The sequence below is a fragment of the Evansella clarkii genome (assembly GCF_002019695.1).
GTDB lineage: Bacteria > Bacillota > Bacilli > Bacillales > Salisediminibacteriaceae > Evansella > Evansella clarkii.
Window position 1 is genome coordinate 4,748,139 of sequence record NZ_KV917376.1, and the last position, 15,307, is coordinate 4,763,445.

Annotated in this window: 18 protein-coding genes and 1 riboswitch; of the genes, 7 read left to right on the forward strand and 11 right to left on the reverse strand. The window is 40.4% G+C overall.

Annotation, left to right across the window (positions count from 1 at the left end; translation table 11 throughout):
* Window positions 1–87 precede the first annotated feature (87 nt).
* The 3 genes from BK582_RS22525 (at window position 88) to BK582_RS22535 (ending at window position 2,036) form a co-directional block, all read left to right on the forward strand.
* Window positions 88–882, forward strand: coding sequence for a DUF1189 domain-containing protein (locus BK582_RS22525; protein ID WP_078597181.1), 795 nt, complete (start codon window positions 88–90; stop codon window positions 880–882).
* Window positions 883–1,173: 291 nt separating this feature from the next.
* A complete protein-coding gene (locus BK582_RS22530; protein ID WP_078597182.1) occupies window positions 1,174–1,512 on the forward strand; it encodes a helix-turn-helix domain-containing protein in 339 nt (112 codons plus the stop codon).
* 296 nt (window positions 1,513–1,808) lie between these two features.
* Complete coding sequence (locus BK582_RS22535) at window positions 1,809–2,036, forward strand: helix-turn-helix domain-containing protein (RefSeq protein ID WP_078597183.1); 228 nt, start codon at window positions 1,809–1,811, stop codon at window positions 2,034–2,036.
* Between the two features lie 115 nt (window positions 2,037–2,151).
* Here the strand turns inward: BK582_RS22535 and BK582_RS22540 are convergent, their stop codons facing one another.
* From BK582_RS22540 to BK582_RS22550, 3 genes are all read right to left on the reverse strand, one after another.
* Entirely contained in the window at window positions 2,152–2,283 is a 132-nt protein-coding gene (locus BK582_RS22540; RefSeq protein ID WP_078597184.1) for an anti-repressor SinI family protein, read from the reverse strand.
* Window positions 2,284–2,311: 28 nt separating this feature from the next.
* Window positions 2,312–2,399, reverse strand: a riboswitch (cyclic di-GMP riboswitch).
* Window positions 2,400–2,664: 265 nt separating this feature from the next.
* Window positions 2,665–3,297 (reverse strand): NfeD family protein, encoded by a 633-nt coding sequence (locus BK582_RS22545; RefSeq protein ID WP_078597185.1) that lies wholly within the window; start codon window positions 3,295–3,297, stop codon window positions 2,665–2,667.
* A 143-nt stretch (window positions 3,298–3,440) separates the two neighbouring features.
* Entirely contained in the window at window positions 3,441–4,382 is a 942-nt protein-coding gene (locus tag BK582_RS22550; protein ID WP_078597186.1) for a DUF1002 domain-containing protein, read from the reverse strand.
* Window positions 4,383–4,730: 348 nt separating this feature from the next.
* Between BK582_RS22550 and BK582_RS22555 the strand changes: the two genes are divergently transcribed.
* A complete protein-coding gene (locus BK582_RS22555) occupies window positions 4,731–5,099 on the forward strand; it encodes a hypothetical protein (protein ID WP_078597187.1) in 369 nt (122 codons plus the stop codon).
* Window positions 5,100–5,155: 56 nt separating this feature from the next.
* Window positions 5,156–6,292, forward strand: a complete 1,137-nt coding sequence (gene ispG, locus BK582_RS22560; RefSeq protein WP_420841239.1) for a flavodoxin-dependent (E)-4-hydroxy-3-methylbut-2-enyl-diphosphate synthase — start codon at window positions 5,156–5,158, stop codon at window positions 6,290–6,292.
* 48 nt (window positions 6,293–6,340) lie between these two features.
* On the opposite strand, the gene BK582_RS27935 is transcribed toward ispG, so the two are convergent.
* Window positions 6,341–7,303 (reverse strand): hypothetical protein, encoded by a 963-nt coding sequence (locus BK582_RS27935; RefSeq protein WP_244895463.1) that lies wholly within the window; start codon window positions 7,301–7,303, stop codon window positions 6,341–6,343.
* A 272-nt stretch (window positions 7,304–7,575) separates the two neighbouring features.
* On the opposite strand from BK582_RS27935, the gene BK582_RS22570 reads away from it, so the two are divergent.
* A complete protein-coding gene (locus tag BK582_RS22570) occupies window positions 7,576–8,217 on the forward strand; it encodes a 5' nucleotidase, NT5C type (protein ID WP_244895464.1) in 642 nt (213 codons plus the stop codon).
* A gap of 112 nt (window positions 8,218–8,329) precedes the next feature.
* Here BK582_RS22570 and BK582_RS22575 read toward each other — a convergent pair whose 3' ends face one another.
* The 6 genes from BK582_RS22575 to BK582_RS22595 all read right to left on the reverse strand — a co-directional run bounded on the left by BK582_RS22575 (window position 8,330) and on the right by BK582_RS22595 (window position 13,181).
* On the reverse strand, window positions 8,330–9,925 hold the full coding sequence (locus BK582_RS22575) for an IS1182 family transposase (protein ID WP_078593299.1): 1,596 nt from the start codon (window positions 9,923–9,925) through the stop codon (window positions 8,330–8,332).
* A gap of 65 nt (window positions 9,926–9,990) precedes the next feature.
* Window positions 9,991–10,233 carry a hypothetical protein gene (locus BK582_RS27365; RefSeq protein ID WP_218190756.1) on the reverse strand — a complete coding sequence of 81 codons (243 nt, stop codon included), beginning with the start codon at window positions 10,231–10,233 and terminating at the stop codon, window positions 9,991–9,993.
* The gene (locus BK582_RS22580) at window positions 10,217–10,627 is read right to left on the reverse strand and encodes a Fur family transcriptional regulator (RefSeq protein WP_078597189.1); all 411 of its coding nucleotides are present in this window, start codon (window positions 10,625–10,627) and stop codon (window positions 10,217–10,219) included. Before BK582_RS22580 ends, BK582_RS27365 begins: the two co-directional genes overlap by 17 nt.
* A gap of 28 nt (window positions 10,628–10,655) precedes the next feature.
* Complete coding sequence (locus BK582_RS22585; protein WP_078597190.1) at window positions 10,656–11,501, reverse strand: metal ABC transporter permease; 846 nt, start codon at window positions 11,499–11,501, stop codon at window positions 10,656–10,658.
* 37 nt (window positions 11,502–11,538) lie between these two features.
* Window positions 11,539–12,372, reverse strand: a complete 834-nt coding sequence (locus BK582_RS22590; RefSeq protein WP_078597191.1) for a metal ABC transporter permease — start codon at window positions 12,370–12,372, stop codon at window positions 11,539–11,541.
* On the reverse strand, window positions 12,369–13,181 hold the full coding sequence (locus BK582_RS22595; RefSeq protein WP_078597192.1) for a metal ABC transporter ATP-binding protein: 813 nt from the start codon (window positions 13,179–13,181) through the stop codon (window positions 12,369–12,371). The genes BK582_RS22590 and BK582_RS22595 overlap by 4 nt, the downstream gene beginning before the upstream one ends.
* A gap of 229 nt (window positions 13,182–13,410) precedes the next feature.
* On the opposite strand from BK582_RS22595, the gene BK582_RS22600 reads away from it, so the two are divergent.
* Window positions 13,411–14,334: a Ppx/GppA phosphatase family protein gene (locus BK582_RS22600; protein ID WP_167553249.1), complete on the forward strand. Its 924-nt coding sequence runs from the start codon at window positions 13,411–13,413 to the stop codon at window positions 14,332–14,334.
* Between the two features lie 88 nt (window positions 14,335–14,422).
* Here the strand turns inward: BK582_RS22600 and BK582_RS22605 are convergent, their stop codons facing one another.
* Window positions 14,423–15,145 (reverse strand): lytic transglycosylase domain-containing protein, encoded by a 723-nt coding sequence (locus tag BK582_RS22605; protein ID WP_244895465.1) that lies wholly within the window; start codon window positions 15,143–15,145, stop codon window positions 14,423–14,425.
* Window positions 15,146–15,307: the final 162 nt, after the last annotated feature.

The following is a 15,307-nucleotide window of genomic DNA, read 5'->3' on the forward strand; positions in this document are numbered from 1 at the left end:
TAAAATAATAACTGAAAAAAACCAGACTTTGTCTCACGTTATTAACAAAGAATATAAAACTGGCAATAATAAACAAGGAGTGCAGAAATGAATATATTCCAGCAATTTTTTAAGAGCTTGTATTCTCCGTCCACAATATCAAAATTTCGGTTTCAAAAAATAGGTAAATCAATTCTGTATGTATTTTTCCTCATGCTAATAGCTACTATTCCGGCAGCTGTTATACTCGGAGTGAGCCTCAGCTCTGTATATAACTCCGCAGAGAGACATCTCACTGAAACATTCCCTGAATTTGAAATTCAAAATGGAGTATTAACTGCAGAAACAGATGAGCCGATAATAATTGAAGAGGACGGTGAGCTGATCATATTCGATCCAACAGGCGAACTGAATCCTAATGACCTGGCAGGGGCCCGGACTGCTATTGGCCTTTTTGAACGGGAAGCTGCTATCGTAACGGACGGTATACCACAATCAGCAGCTTATAATGAAATTAACATTAATATAACAAGTAACGAGTTAGCTGAATTGCTTGAAAGTGTAGGTGGTGTATTACCACTTATTATTAGTTTCATAATAGTACTTATGTATATATTTTCTACTGGGATGAAATTTATTGGTATTTTTTCCTTATCTTTTATTGCACTGCTCATGAAAAATAGTATGGCCCCGCAGCTTAAATACCGCCATTGCTGGGTTCTTGCAGCCTATACCGTTACATTACCGACCATACTTTTTGCCCTTCTGGAAGCAATGCAGATTTTCATTCCATTTTCTTTTACCCTATACTGGGTAACTGCAATCGCAATGATGTATTTTGTACTTAAAGAAATACCTGTACCAAATAGAAGCACAGACGGGGAAGATCTAAGAACTCCTTAACTGAACTTATGGACCGTGAGTAACCGTATAACCGAAGGATGCTTCACCAATTTATTTCGGAACGCTACTTTAGTTCTGGAGCTTTTTTGCATATTTCCTGCTCACTTTTTACAGATACAATTATTATTGCGTGTTAGAGATAAAAGTATGGTATATTATTCATATTAATGTGTATACCATAAGTATTTTGTTCAGAGGCCGGTCATACTGACAAGACCTTCATCGAATATATAGTTAATAATTACAATTATTCAGCGTATAAACATACAGAATAAAAGGAGATATGGGAATATGATAGGAGAACGAGTAAAAAAGTATCGTTCTGAAGCAGGTATGACTTTAACTGAACTGGCTGACAGAGCTGGAGTAGCTAAATCGTACTTAAGTGCTTTGGAACGAAACATCCAGACAAACCCATCCATTCAGTTTTTAGAAAAAATAGCTTCCGTGCTGGATGTCTCGATGGATCAGCTTCTATACGATGAGGAAAACCGAAACACTGGGGATGGAAATTCCGGCCTTGATAATGAATGGAGCAAACTTGTTAAAGAAGCAATGGATTCCGGGATCTCTAAAGAAGAATTCAGGCAATTCCTTGAATTTAATAAATGGAAAATGAATCAAAAATAAATTAATAAAGGAAATGAATTAAATTCACTTCCGTTAAAATGAGCTGTTAAATACCAGCTCATTTTTTTATTGCCTTATTTTAGATAAAGGTTCCACATTAAATTTGGCATTTAATTATACTTTATTGTGTTAATTCTGAAAAGCTTCAAAAAAGTTGTTATTCTTTATAAAGAACAAATAAGATCGTCATCCCTCTCTTTTTCTTCAAATTATTCTTTTTTATCCCCCTTTAAATAAAATCCCCTGTGCTATATAATGAACAAAAAGCTGTTTTGTTTTATAAAGGAGGTTTGTCTTTGATTGGAAAAGTGATCAGACAGAAAAGAAAAGAAAAAGGGATTTCCTTATCAGAACTATCCCGATTGACGGGTGTATCAAAATCATATTTAAGCTATATAGAAAGAGGCTTAAAGAAAAATCCTTCCATTGATGTAACAAAAAAAATCTTCAAGACACTTGATTTACCAATCACACTTCTTGCTTCGCTTGAAGAGAAAAAACCCTTTAAGGAATATCATCATTAGCAGGATCCTTTTTAATATCAAAAAAGATTAAAACCTTTTAACAAATGTTAAAAGGTTTCTCTCTGTCCTGTGCTGGCAGGTGCGATTATGTAGAAGAAAGCAGACCAGGAGAATATTAAACTTTGGATAAATTTCTCTTGCTTGTTAAGAAAGCCCTGATTTGTTCAGGTGTCAAGCCTATTTCCTTCGCCTCCTTTAATAAACTCGTCCATTCTGCTTCATAATTCTGGTTCTCTGTTTTTTCCATTTCCCCCCGCTCCTCCTCTTCTGCTCTGCTAGGCAGCCCGGCTGTCATAGACGTTCCCCATCCTTAGATCCGTAGCTTTGCGTCTCTATTTTTCAATAGATTTGCCCTTATCTAGAGAAGAATGGCTATTAATTCTTAACTTACTAAGATTATATTAGTATCCAAATATAAATTTTAGGGAATCTTGTCAGGAAAACAAAAATAGGCTAATAGTCCCGAAATAATTGTTAAACTGACAAAATCCATGTCTTCGAATTTTTCATTTATTATAAATAAAGATAATTGTATGGCTTTATTTTCATCTCTGTCTTCCATCAAGAGATTTTCGACATTTAGGCGAAAAAAAACCGGCTACTGGGCCGGTTTTTGCTAATCCTGTCGTCAATCTGTTTCCGGAACTACAACAATGCGGGTTCCATCAACAGAAATTACTTTTACTTTCTGGTCCGCCTGTACCCACTGGTTATCTGCAGTAGCGCTGTATAGTTTCCCATCAAGCTCTACTGTACCTGTAGGACGAAAAGGCGTTTTAGTTACCCCCGTTTTTCCTATAAGATCTTTGTAGGATTCATTCATAGAATTATAGCCAAGATCACTTGTTAATTTATCTGCCAGTGTCATCTTTGCCCACATATTTCTTGATGGAAAGACTTTGGTAAACAGATAAGAAGCGGGAGCCGCTAAAATAAGGGCCATTGCGACTAATATTCCATATATAATCCCAGGAGCAGGCAGCGCCAGACCAAGGACCATCAGAAGCAGACCGAGTAATGCGATAGTGCCATCTGTTGTTACCTTCCCATCGAAAATAATCAGTCCAAGACCTACGAGATACAAGAGAACGACCCACAAACTATCGGCCGCAGAAAGATGGTACGAAAAATAAATCGCCATAATTACGATCCCAATAACTCCGAACAATCCCTTAGCTCTCACAAACAGCTCTGCGAAAATAAACAGAGTCCCGATAAATACTACGAAAAAGCCAAAGGAGGCTATATCGAGCAATTCCATAAAAAGTCCCCCTTTCAGTACCAATATAGTATAACTTTATTTTACCAGAAAATAATTATTATGTTTATTTACGTACAAAAGGAGAAAAAGTTTCAGCAGATATATAAATTGGCTGCTTCTGTATATTGAAGCAGCCAGCACAGTTATAGCTTTATCCGTTCCTCAATCCCTTTTGCTGCATCAATATTTCCGGGAAGTATCGCTTCCGATGAGCTTAACCACCCTCTGATAGCCTCAATGAGCCTGCTGAAAAAGTCCAGTATTGACTGAATAAGCCCCTGTCCTTCTTCACTGTTTACGAATTCACTTAAGTTATCCCGGATACTGTTAAGCTGAGTACGAACCTGATCCCAGTCAATATTTAAGTCCTTCATACGATTAAATAACGATACAAGACCGTCAAGTTCACTGTCTGTTAATTCCATCCCCAGTTCATTTGCAAGACGCTGAATCAAAGCCCGCAGATCTTCTTCGGTTTCCACATCCTCTTCAGCGATCGCTTCTTTTATTCTGGCCATCAGTTCAGATGCCTGCTCCACTCCATGCTTTTCTCCTAAATCCGCTGTTTTTACGAGTTCCTCATTAGCGACCTGTTTTTGTTCCTCAGGAATTTCCACATCCGCGGATGCTTCATATGCTTTAATTAATCCAGTAAGGGCACCTGTGCCAGACACATCAAATGGTGCTGTAACATATACATCGGCATCCTGGACACCTGCTGTAACAAGAGCATTCGCGTACATGCCTTCAGAAACCCAGGTAATTCTGTTTGTCTCTACATTTATCCCTTCTCCGGAAGAAAGCAGAGTAATCTTTGATGAAGATAATGCTCTGGATCCAATAATATTTGCACTTATATAATTACCCAGGTAATGATGTTCTTCTTCATTACTTACATAAATAATTTCAGTACCTTCCTCTTCAACTCCCATTTCATTCAGTAAATTTCCTCTCTGCTCTGCATTCAGATCCTCACCTAATGTCACGACTACCTCACCTGGTACTGCATCGGCAGAAATAACCGATACAAAAAGAAACCAGAAGGAAAAGAAAGCAATAACGCCCGTCCACAATCTGTTTTTCATCTGATGAACCCCTCTCTCTTTCTGAACCATAAATTATTATTTTAGTATGCTTTTTTAAAATTACCGGCTCTTCAGTCCTCTATAAAAAAACGAAGAGCATTGAGCGAAAAATTCGCCTCTACTTTTTAAGACGGTTCATGCGCTCAAAAAGTTACAAAGCTCCAAGGATTCCATCCTCCTTGAAAAAAACTTTATTAAACAGTGTAATTATTTCTGTATATGAATATACGGGTTTCCCTGGTGAAGGTTCCCTAAACAAAAATTAATCAGACATTGTTTGTAAAATCAGTAATATCAACATATGGACAAGCATAGGCTGTATAAAACCTTCAGGAAGGAGCAAGTATAATGCGGCCTGTTCTGGTGCTTGCAATCATTATTCTTTTCATAATAAGTGCTTACTATGACCTGAATAACGGTACTATACCTGATAATCATTATGAGGGCAACAATACAACGGTAAATACAGAAGAAAAAAAGGAAGGGAACAATGAAATATCCAGCAGCCAGGACTATCTGGAAGTCATTGTGGAACCAGGCCATACCGTTTACGGCATTGTACGGGCATTGCATGATACGGAGCTTACTGTACCACCGTATATAGTTACGGAGGATTTCGAACTTCTGAATCCTGGGACGGAAGCCCACAGAATTCAAACCGGACAAGCATACCGCTTTCCTGTATATAATAGTTCAGAATCAGATAATCAGTCATAGTCCTTGCCTCTGGGTTAACTCGCTGATACAATATACAAGGATATTTGTATATAATTATGATTTATTATAAAGGGGCGATCAGCTTGACCCAGATTATTCACAGAAAGAATACACGTCCTGTCAAAGTAGGTCCGATTACTATAGGCGGCAGTGACGAAGTAATCATTCAAAGTATGACGATGACCAAAACTCATGACGTAGAAGCTACAGTAGCTGAAATTAAGCGCCTGGAAGAAGCGGGCTGCCAGATTGTTCGTGTTGCCTGCCCGGATATGAGAGCTGCGGAGGCTATTCCGGAGATTAAAAAACGAATCAATATCCCTCTCGTAGTGGATATACATTTTGACTATAAGCTCGCCTTGAAGGCAATTGAAGGTGGAGCTGACAAAATCAGGCTTAACCCGGGGAATATAGGGCGCCGGGAAAAAGTGGAAGCAGTTGTAAAAGCAGCCAAAGAAAAAGGGATTCCGATCCGAATCGGAGTTAACGCCGGGTCCCTTGAAAAACGAATTTTAGATAAATATGGCTATCCTACTGCAGACGGAATGGTGGAAAGCGCGCTGCATCATATAAAAATCCTGGAAGATCTGGATTTCCACGATATTATTGTTTCCATGAAAGCTTCTGATGTAAGGCTTGCGATAGAAGCATATGAAAAAGCGTCCAAAACCTTTGATTATCCTCTGCATCTTGGTATTACAGAATCAGGGACTTTATTTTCCGGCACAATAAAAAGTGCTGCAGGTCTTGGAATTTTATTAAACCAGGGCATCGGAAGCACTGTCAGGATTTCATTAAGTGCGGACCCTGTGGAAGAAGTTAAAGTTGCCAAGGAACTTCTTAAATCGTTCGGACTCGCTGCCAACGCAGCTACACTGGTTTCCTGTCCTACATGCGGGAGAATTGAAATCGATCTAATCAGCATTGCGAATGAGGTTGAAGAATATATACAGAAAATCAATGCGCCGATCAAAGTCTCTGTTTTGGGATGTGCCGTAAACGGCCCTGGTGAGGCAAAAGAAGCCGATATTGGGATTGCCGGAGCAAGGGGAGAAGGATTACTCTTCCGCAAAGGTAAAACCATCCGTAAAGTACCGGAAGCTGAAATGGTGGAAGAGCTGAAGAAGGAAATCGATAAACTGGCAAAAGAGCATGAAGAGAAACAAAAAGCTGAACTAAGCAGCCAGGAATAAAAAGAAAGGCGCACGATTATTCGTGCGCCGTTTCTGTATTTGCTTCATTCAGGTAACAAATGGAGCAAAGAATACGCTCATAATAATAGAAAATGCACTTATAGCGATCGCGGTGTAACCCAGACCTTTACTGTTTCTGTTAACGGTAATAAAACCAAGAACCAGACCTGCTGCGCCAAAAATTACCGGCATGAAAAATAAGGAGACAATAGATAAAGCAACTGCAAAGGTACCTACACCTTTTCCTTCTGCTGTCTCAGTCTCTGCTTCAGCCCGTGCTGCTGGTTCCTCTTCCACTCTGTCTGCTGTAACTGCAGCTGGAGCAATTTCCGCGGCTGTTTCTTCAAGATAGTCATCGTTTTCTATGCTGCTTTCAGCTGTTGCTTCTGGTTCTTCTGAAGCACCGAAAATTTCTTCATACTCTTCCTGACGAGCATTGTGAATTTCTTTATTTTCCTCTGCAGCTGTATAGTTCTGTTGGCTCACCGGCTGCTGTAATTTTTCATACTGCTGATTCATGCTGCTCTGAGCAGCGAATTGTGCCTTGCCGCCAATCGGCTGCTGCATTGTACTTTGCTTCCCTGATAGTTGCTGCATTGATTCTTTATACTGCTGGTTTATGCTGCTTTGAGTGCCTGACTGGGCCTGCTGGACACCTGTCATTTGCTGCATGTTATTCTGCTGTCCTGTTGTCTGCTGCAGCGATTTATTATACTGCTGATTCATGCTGCCCTGAGCAGACGGCTGTGTCTGGGACTGCAAGCCTCCAGATTGCTGCTGCAGTGACATTTTATATTGTTGATTTATACTGCCAGCTGACCCCTGGTTCTGGCCCGCACTATTTTGTTGGGTGAATGGCTGGCTGGCTGACTGCTGCTGATTAAAATTTTGCTGGTTGTTATTCTGCCCATTCGTAGTGCCCGCCTGCTGTGTCATCATTTTGTACTTCTGGTTTATTGAACTCTGCTGGTTTGCAGAGCCCTGCTGATTGAAGGTGTTCTGCTGATTCATTAAAGACTGTTTATTCATACTTTGCCCAGTATTTGAATTTTGGGGATTCTGCCCATTCTTTACTAAATGGAAATTGTACGGATTTTTATTTCCATTCTGCGGCATATCTTTTTCACTCCTTTACCAGTTGATACACTTTTATTATTCCAATGGTATAATGGATTATCTATGACAATGATTTCAAATTAACGAAAAGCCATCCCCTGTCACTTCCTCTTCCGGACTTCTTTTAAAGAAAATATAGAGGCCATTTATTCCTGGGGGTACCGGCCATGGCTGAGATTACATTAAATAAAAAAAGTGGTGATCATATGAAACGTCGTTTAGGAATCGATATAGACGGCACGGTAACAAGCCCGTCCGCCTTCCTTCCTTACTTAAATAAGCATTTTAATAAAAAACTTACAATAGAGGATATAACCGAATATGAATTATCTGCAGCTCTCGGTATAAATAAAGAAGAGTTCTGGAAATGGATGCAGGAGCACGAAGGGAATATTTATCAGGCTGCGGAGCTTGCCATAAATGCAAAAGTTACATTGACCCAATGGAAGAAAGAACATGAGCTTTATTATATAAGCGCACGGCCAGCGGAATATGGGGAAATTACTAAAAAATGGTTTCATAAATACGAAATCCCATATGATTATATAGAACTTATAGGCAAACATGACAAACTGGCTTCAGTAAGGGAGCACAACATTGAACTCTTCTTTGAAGATAAACACGATAATGCATGTAATATTGCTGAAGATTGCCATATCCCGGTAATTCTGATGGATACACCATATAACCGTGACCCTGTCCATCAATTCGTCTACCGGGTGAATAACTGGAATGAAGCAAAACAAACAGCGGAAGACATACTCGGCAAAGCCCTCAATATTGAAACAAAAATAAACAGCAAAATTTAACAAGCCCAAAATTAAAAGAGGCTGTCCCAAAAGGTCGCTAAATTGCGATCTTTAAAGGACAGCCTCTTTTTGTAAGCTTTTTTTAGTTAATTTTTCGAGAGTCGAAGGCCTCTTACCCTGCCTTTGGCTCTCTTTTTATTTCTTTTTGTTCCTTCAACCTCAGATGTGTTTCCCATTTTAGAAAGTTATGGGCAATACAAAGAAGACCCCATTCCAGCGTCGTTTTGGAAAGGCCTCTCAGATGGAACCGATTAAAGCCTCGGTTATATTTAATTTGTCCAAAAACCGGCTCTACGTCACACTTTCTCCGCCGGTAAAGCTGACTTCCTGTTTCTGTCTGAAGCCGTTCCCGAACCTGCCTTCGCTGTTCCTGATTCTTCATGGACACACTAATCGTTTTCGTATCTTTTCCTTTAGCGCATACTTCCTGGAAAGGACAGCCGTGGCAATCCACGCACCGGTAAACACGTTTGATCGTCGTATAACCGTTTTCTGTTTTTCGATTAGAATTATACTGAAACGTAAGACGCTTATTATTAGCGCAATTCCACTCGTCTTCCTCTTCATCATATTGGAGGTTCTCCACCCGACCGATCTGATCTTTAAACTTTTTGGTCTGTTCCTTATCCAGTGTACTGTATTTCACATAGGCTTCTATCTTCTTCTCTTTACAAAAGGAGTAGTTTTCCTCACTTCCATAGCCTGAATCGGCGATCAGGTTGTTGGGAAGTCGGCGACCGTATTTTTCCAGTAAATCGAAGTGTGGTTTCAGGCAGCCTGGATCTCCAGCTCGCTGATGAAGGCTAAATCCGGTGATAAACTGGTTTTCTGTCCCTGTCTGTACATTGTAGCCTGGCTTAAGCTGGCCGTTACGCATGTGGTCATCCTTCATTCTCATGAAACTCGCATCAGTGTCGGTTTTAGAGTAACTGTTTCGGCCGTTCAGAATCTCTTTTTGCGTCTCATATTTTTCTTTTCGTGGAAGGAGATCCTTTTCAAGAAGGCGCTTCGCCTTTTTAACCTCACGGTTTTGTGGTGCCTCATCCAGTTTCTCTTCGAGTTCAGTAATGGACTGTTTGATGTCAGCTGAAGTGATTGGGTCAGCCGCTAGTTTCTCTTGTTCGTCCAACTCTCCTGCGTGATCCTCGTCTTGCCGGATCACCTTCTCTATACCCTGCATAATCTTATGGTACTTTTCGTTGAGCTGGCTGTCGTAGCGCTCGGTGGCTTTTCGCCAGACGAACGTATATTTATTGGCGTTAGCTTCAACCTTGGTGCCATCAAGGAAGTAGTCTTCTAACTTTACGAGACCATGATTCCGAAGGAGATCCACGATAGAAAAGAAAATCTCATAGATAATTTCTTTCATTTTCTCGGAGCGAAAACGGTTAATGGTGCGGAAGTCCGGCTGTTGGTGGCGAGCCAGCCACATAAAATAAATATTTTCCTTAAGCTGTTTTGCGATTTGTCTGGAGGAGTAGATTTTCTGTGTATAGGCATAGAGGATAATTTTTAACATCATTTTCGGATGATAAGGAGGACGTCCGCCCCCGTCATAACACCGATAGAGAATATTCTTATCGAGTTCTTCCACGGCTCGATTGACAATGCGACAAACGTGATGGGTTGGGATTTCTACTTCAAGATCCATTGGTAAATACAGCTGATCCATGTTATAATCTTGGAAAGAAATATGATCATGTTTCATAAAGAAATCGCCTCCTGGTATGGTTTTGGTGTGGTGCTTTAATTATACCAAATGGGGCGATTTCTTTATTTTTCAATTTTATTAAAATAGCTCGAAAGAGCGGCAGGCGGCGACTCCCGCGGGAAAAGCAACGGCTGAAGACCCCGCAGGGCGTTTTTCCCGAGGAGGCTGAAGCGTTGCCCGGGGAACGCGTCCGCCGAGAGCGATGCGAGCGAACTAATTACATTTACTTCAATTAATTGGTAAAGAAAGAGGGTGTCACCAAAAGCTAGGCTTTTGGGACACCCTCTTTTAACTGCATTCTTCACAGTATCCGTATATTTCAAACTTATGGCCAACTACTCTGAATTTCTCTTCAGGTACTGAAAGAGTATCCATAGGGCATGTATGAATATGCTTTGTTTTTCCGCATTCAAGACAAATAATATGATGGTGATGATGTTCTGTAGAACACATAAAACGGAATTTTTTTTCACCATCCAGCTCTGTGGACTCCAAAATTCCCAGATCTGCAAACAAAGATAAATTTCTGTATATAGTGTCAAAGCTTAAACCGTTATATTTCTTGTGCAGATGTTCAAGTACATCTTTGGCAGCCAGGTATCTTTTTTCGTCTGAAAAAAGCTGAAGGATATCCTCTCGTTTGTCAGTATGCTTGTATCCATTTTCTTTTAAAAGAATCATCGCTTCTTTAAGGTCCATTTCACACCCCACCTTTTATCCACAATACTCAGGAAGCAGCCGTTCCAGCCTGGGTTAACCGCTTCACTAAATTTGTGATTATAAGAATAACTACACCGGCTACTACGATTACTCCTCCGGTTGCAATATTTAAGTAATATGATAAAGCAATCCCTGCTATCATTGCTGTTTCACCAAAAATAATCCCGAGTATTATAACTTGTTTAAAGCTCTTTGCTATCTGTATACTCGCGGCAACCGGAAGTGTTACCATCGCGCCCACGAGCAAGATACCAACAACTTTCATGGACATGGAGATGACCAGTGCGACTAAAACTGCGAAAAAGAAATTCAGTCTGTTCACTGAAATTCCCGTTGTTTCCGCAAACTCCTGATCAAATGATATTGATAATAACTCCTTATAGAAAGCACCAAGAATAAGCAGTGCTGCAAGTCCGGTAAACATAATGAAAAAGAGATCATTCAGCGTAACTGTTACGATACTGCCAAAAAGATAGCTGTACCATTCATTATAACTGCTTTGGGCAAGACTGATAAGCACTGCGCTCAGCCCGATACCTGAAGATAAAATTATCGGAACAGCGAGCTCCTGAAAATGCCGGTATATTTGCCGAAGCTTTTCCACTAACAGAGAACCTGCGAGAGAAAATAAAAAGCCTGTGTACAGAGGGTTAACAAAATTTAGCCAGATTACCGCCTGGCTCAGAAAAACACCAGCAGTAATGCCTGTTAAGGTTATATGTGATAGTGCTTCAGAAATTATCGTAATTCTGCGTACAAGCAGGAAGGCTCCCACGAGAGGGCATATAAACCCAATAATTAATCCTGCTATAATGCCTCTTTCTAAAAAAGTAAGCTGCTGGAGAATCTCCATATTTACCACCTGTGTTAATTATTTTTACATTCCCGCTTTATCCTTGCTTTCCCTTCGTTAAAGCAAGCGAAATAAGAAGGATAAGAATATTTACCATAACGATCATTCCCCCTGGAGCCACATCCAGATGAAAAGCGCTCACAAGCCCTGTGACTACAGATATTTCTCCGAAGATTACCGCATAAACAAACATTTGCCTGAAACCTCTGGCCCATCGTATTGCTGCAGCAACAGGAAGTGTCATTAATGATGATACAAGAAGGATTCCAACAACCCTCATGGAAGCGGCAATAACAAGAGCGACCATGACAATAAACAAAGTGTGAAGCACACGTTTAGGTATGCCTGAAACAACCGCCTGATCTTCATCAAAACTAAGAAAAAACCATTCTTTATAAAAAAGTATTATCATAATGCTGACTACTATTGTCAGTATACCGATTAACTGGAAGTCTGACTGACGTATGGCAATCACACTTCCAAATAAATAATTAAACAAATCATTGTTAAAACCGTCTGCGAGAGATATAAAAACCACACCTGCACCGATACCAGCAGACATAATTACAGGTATTGCCAGCTCCTTATAATATCTGTATACATTGCGGAGCCTTTCAATAAATAGCGCACCGCCAACTGAAAAGGCCATGCCCATGTATAATGGATTCAATCCGGCAAAAAAAGGATAATACCTTCCAAGCAGAAGACTGAATGCAATACCTGACAATGTTATATGTGAAAGAGCATCAGATATAAGAGAAAGACGTCTGACAACGAGAAAAACACCCAGAAAAGGTGCCATAAAGCCAATCATCAGACCTGTATATAAGGAATAGGTTAAAAAGTCATACTGAAAGAAAACCTGAATCATTGAGGAGCGCCTCCATCATACTCGTGGTGATGGTGGTGGTCATGATTGTGAGTTAGAACCTGCACGTCATGTCCATACAGTGCAGACATCATTTCCTCCTGCTGGAACTCAAACTCCTGTGCTCCACCATGGAAATGTAAGAACTTATTTATACAGGCTACATCTGTAACATACTCTGACATAGCTCCAATATCATGTGTGACAAGTATGAGTGTGATTCCCTTTTCCTCATTAAGCTGTTTAAGCATTGTATAAAAGTTATTCACGGAGCGGGCATCCACCCCTACTGTAGGCTCATCCAGAATAAGCAGGCTTGGCTCGCTGACCAGTGCCCGGGCAATAAAGACACGCTGCTGCTGGCCGCCGGAGAGCTGACCGATATTCTGGTTAATATAATCTTCCATCCCTACCTGTTCTATCGCTTCGATTATTTTTTCTTTATGTTTTTTAGTAAGGAAACGGAACATTCCTATTTTCCCGTATAGACCCATGGAAACAACTTCATAAACAGTAGCGGGAAAACCACTGTTAAAACTGTTTGCTTTTTGTGATACAAAACCGATCCGGCTCCAGTCTCTGAACTTATTTAATGGTTTTCCAAAGATTTTAACCGACCCCTTCTGCGGGGTAAGTAAACCGAGAATACTTTTAATTAATGTGGATTTTCCGGATCCATTAGGTCCTACCAAGCCTAAAAATGAACCTTCATCTATCTTCAGATTAATATTTTCAATAGCGTTACGGCGCCCATAGGAATAGGATAAATTTTCAATTTCCAAAACGTACGGTCTTTCTTTCTTTCTCTCCATTTGTTCCTCCGTTTTTTATTTATCAGTGGCCCATTTCTGTCCGGATTAAGAACCACTTTTACTACAATAAGAATGATTACGATTTATTATCTCATCGTAGTATAACTTACAGCTTTCCTTTTGTAAATAAACAGGCTTGCTGTTTTATTTTTGGAAGTATAGTGTACTATTAAACCATAGTTGTATTATGTTCTGCTTGTGTTCTTGAAATATGCCAGAGGTGAAAAATATGCACCATAAAAATATTGGAGTAATAGATGCAGGCTCCAATTCAATAAAGCTTGTTATATTTCGTGCAAAAGACGAAGAACGTTTTTTGCTGACAGAAAAATATACGGTTAATGCAAAAATGGGAAGTTATATAAACAATAACGGAATGATAACAGAGGAAGGCATTTCTGTGCTGCTGAAAAGCCTTAAGGAGCTAGCGGGCACTGCTTTAAAGGCCAATCTTGCTGTTTTAAGAATAACAGCAACTGCAGCAGTACGTAATGCCCGGAACTGGAAAGAAATTAAAGCAGCAGCCGAAGAGCTTATTGAGCTACCTTTTGAGGTACTGAATGAAAGATCGGAAGCTTATTATGGTTACTTAGCAGTTAAACATTCTGTTCCCGTGAGAGATTGCATTATTGCCGATCTTGGAGGGGGAAGTACAGAAGTCAGTTTAATGAAGAGGGGGGAATTTTTCCATTTCCACAGCTTTCCTTTCGGCACCTTGACCTTACAGCAAAAATTCACATGCACTATTTCAGGGGAAACAAACATCGTGGAGATGAGGAACTGGATCATGGAACAATTTTACCAGCTTTCATGGCTTAAAGATATTAACCTTCCTGTAGTCGGAATAGGTGGGAGCGCAAAAGCAGCCGGGAAAATATTAATAAAGAACAGACTGGAGTCAGTTCCCGGGCTCCATTTATGCACTCTATCAATAACTGAGATTCAGCAGCTGAATGCTCTGCTTCTCCCTCTTTCCTTAAAAGAACGGAGAAAAATAAAAGGGCTGCCAAAAAAAAGAGCTGCCGCGATTGTTCCTGCTTTAACGGTTTTCGAGGAGCTTGTTAACTGCTCAGGGGGGCATTCTTTCATCATCAGTGAAAATGGGCTTAGAGAGGGCATTATGTTTGAGGAACTGGCCAGCGACCTGGGTTAAAGAGCATAAAAAAAGCAGCGCATATCCGGATAATACTGCTGGAAAATGCGCTGGCCAGGGATCATGGTTTATCTGTCCACTTTGACTTCTATGAACCGCTTCCAGTTACAACAAGGGAGTTATCTTTGGCGTTCTCCTGAATTTCCACAGCATACCAGCTTTTCGCATTACCATTTTTTTCGATGTATTCTTTCATTCCGTAGATGCCTCGATGGTACGCTGTTAACGCATGATCCCAGTCTCCAAACTGATCATATAAAAAGTCAAGGTACACAACAGAGAGCTGAATGGAGTAATATGGGTCAAACAACATTTCATGCTCATAGTGAAGGCCAGCCATGTCAGCTATCCAGGGGCCAGTATTTTCCATAAACTGGGCCATCCCATATGCATGTCCATATTTAGTTTCCGGCCCCACCGCTTCAGGGTCAAAGGTGCCTCCAGTTTCAACCTTCAGAAGCTCATACACGATGAGTGGGTCAATGCCCCTTCTTTCCGCTTCTAATGCCATAAAGGTTCCCCAGTCCTGCCGGAACCTTCCCTCGCTTTCCTCATAGAGATATTCCGCAACATATTTAGCATTCATCCAGGCATCATACCCTGCCTGCTTATATTCCTCGGGAAGGGACCTTGCGTATCCTTTAATTCTTTCTATTTCCAGTGCATGTTTAGTTTCCGCTTTCAGATCTTCTTTCTTCACTTCTATTATTTCCAGCTCATCCTGCAATTCAGCGTAGTTATTTCCGAGCTGGAAAGAATATATACCTATAACTACTAAAATAAATGACAGTAAATAGACCGTCGTTTTCAAGTCTTTTCCTCCTCCGTCCACTGTAAGACCCATTCGGCCTTACATGTAAGCCTTTCATATTCTCCCTAAACAAGTTTGAAGAAATAAAAAAGGGCAATCGCTTTACACGATTACCCATTTACCCGTTTATATAAAAACAAAACATGCGGCCAGGCGGTTTTT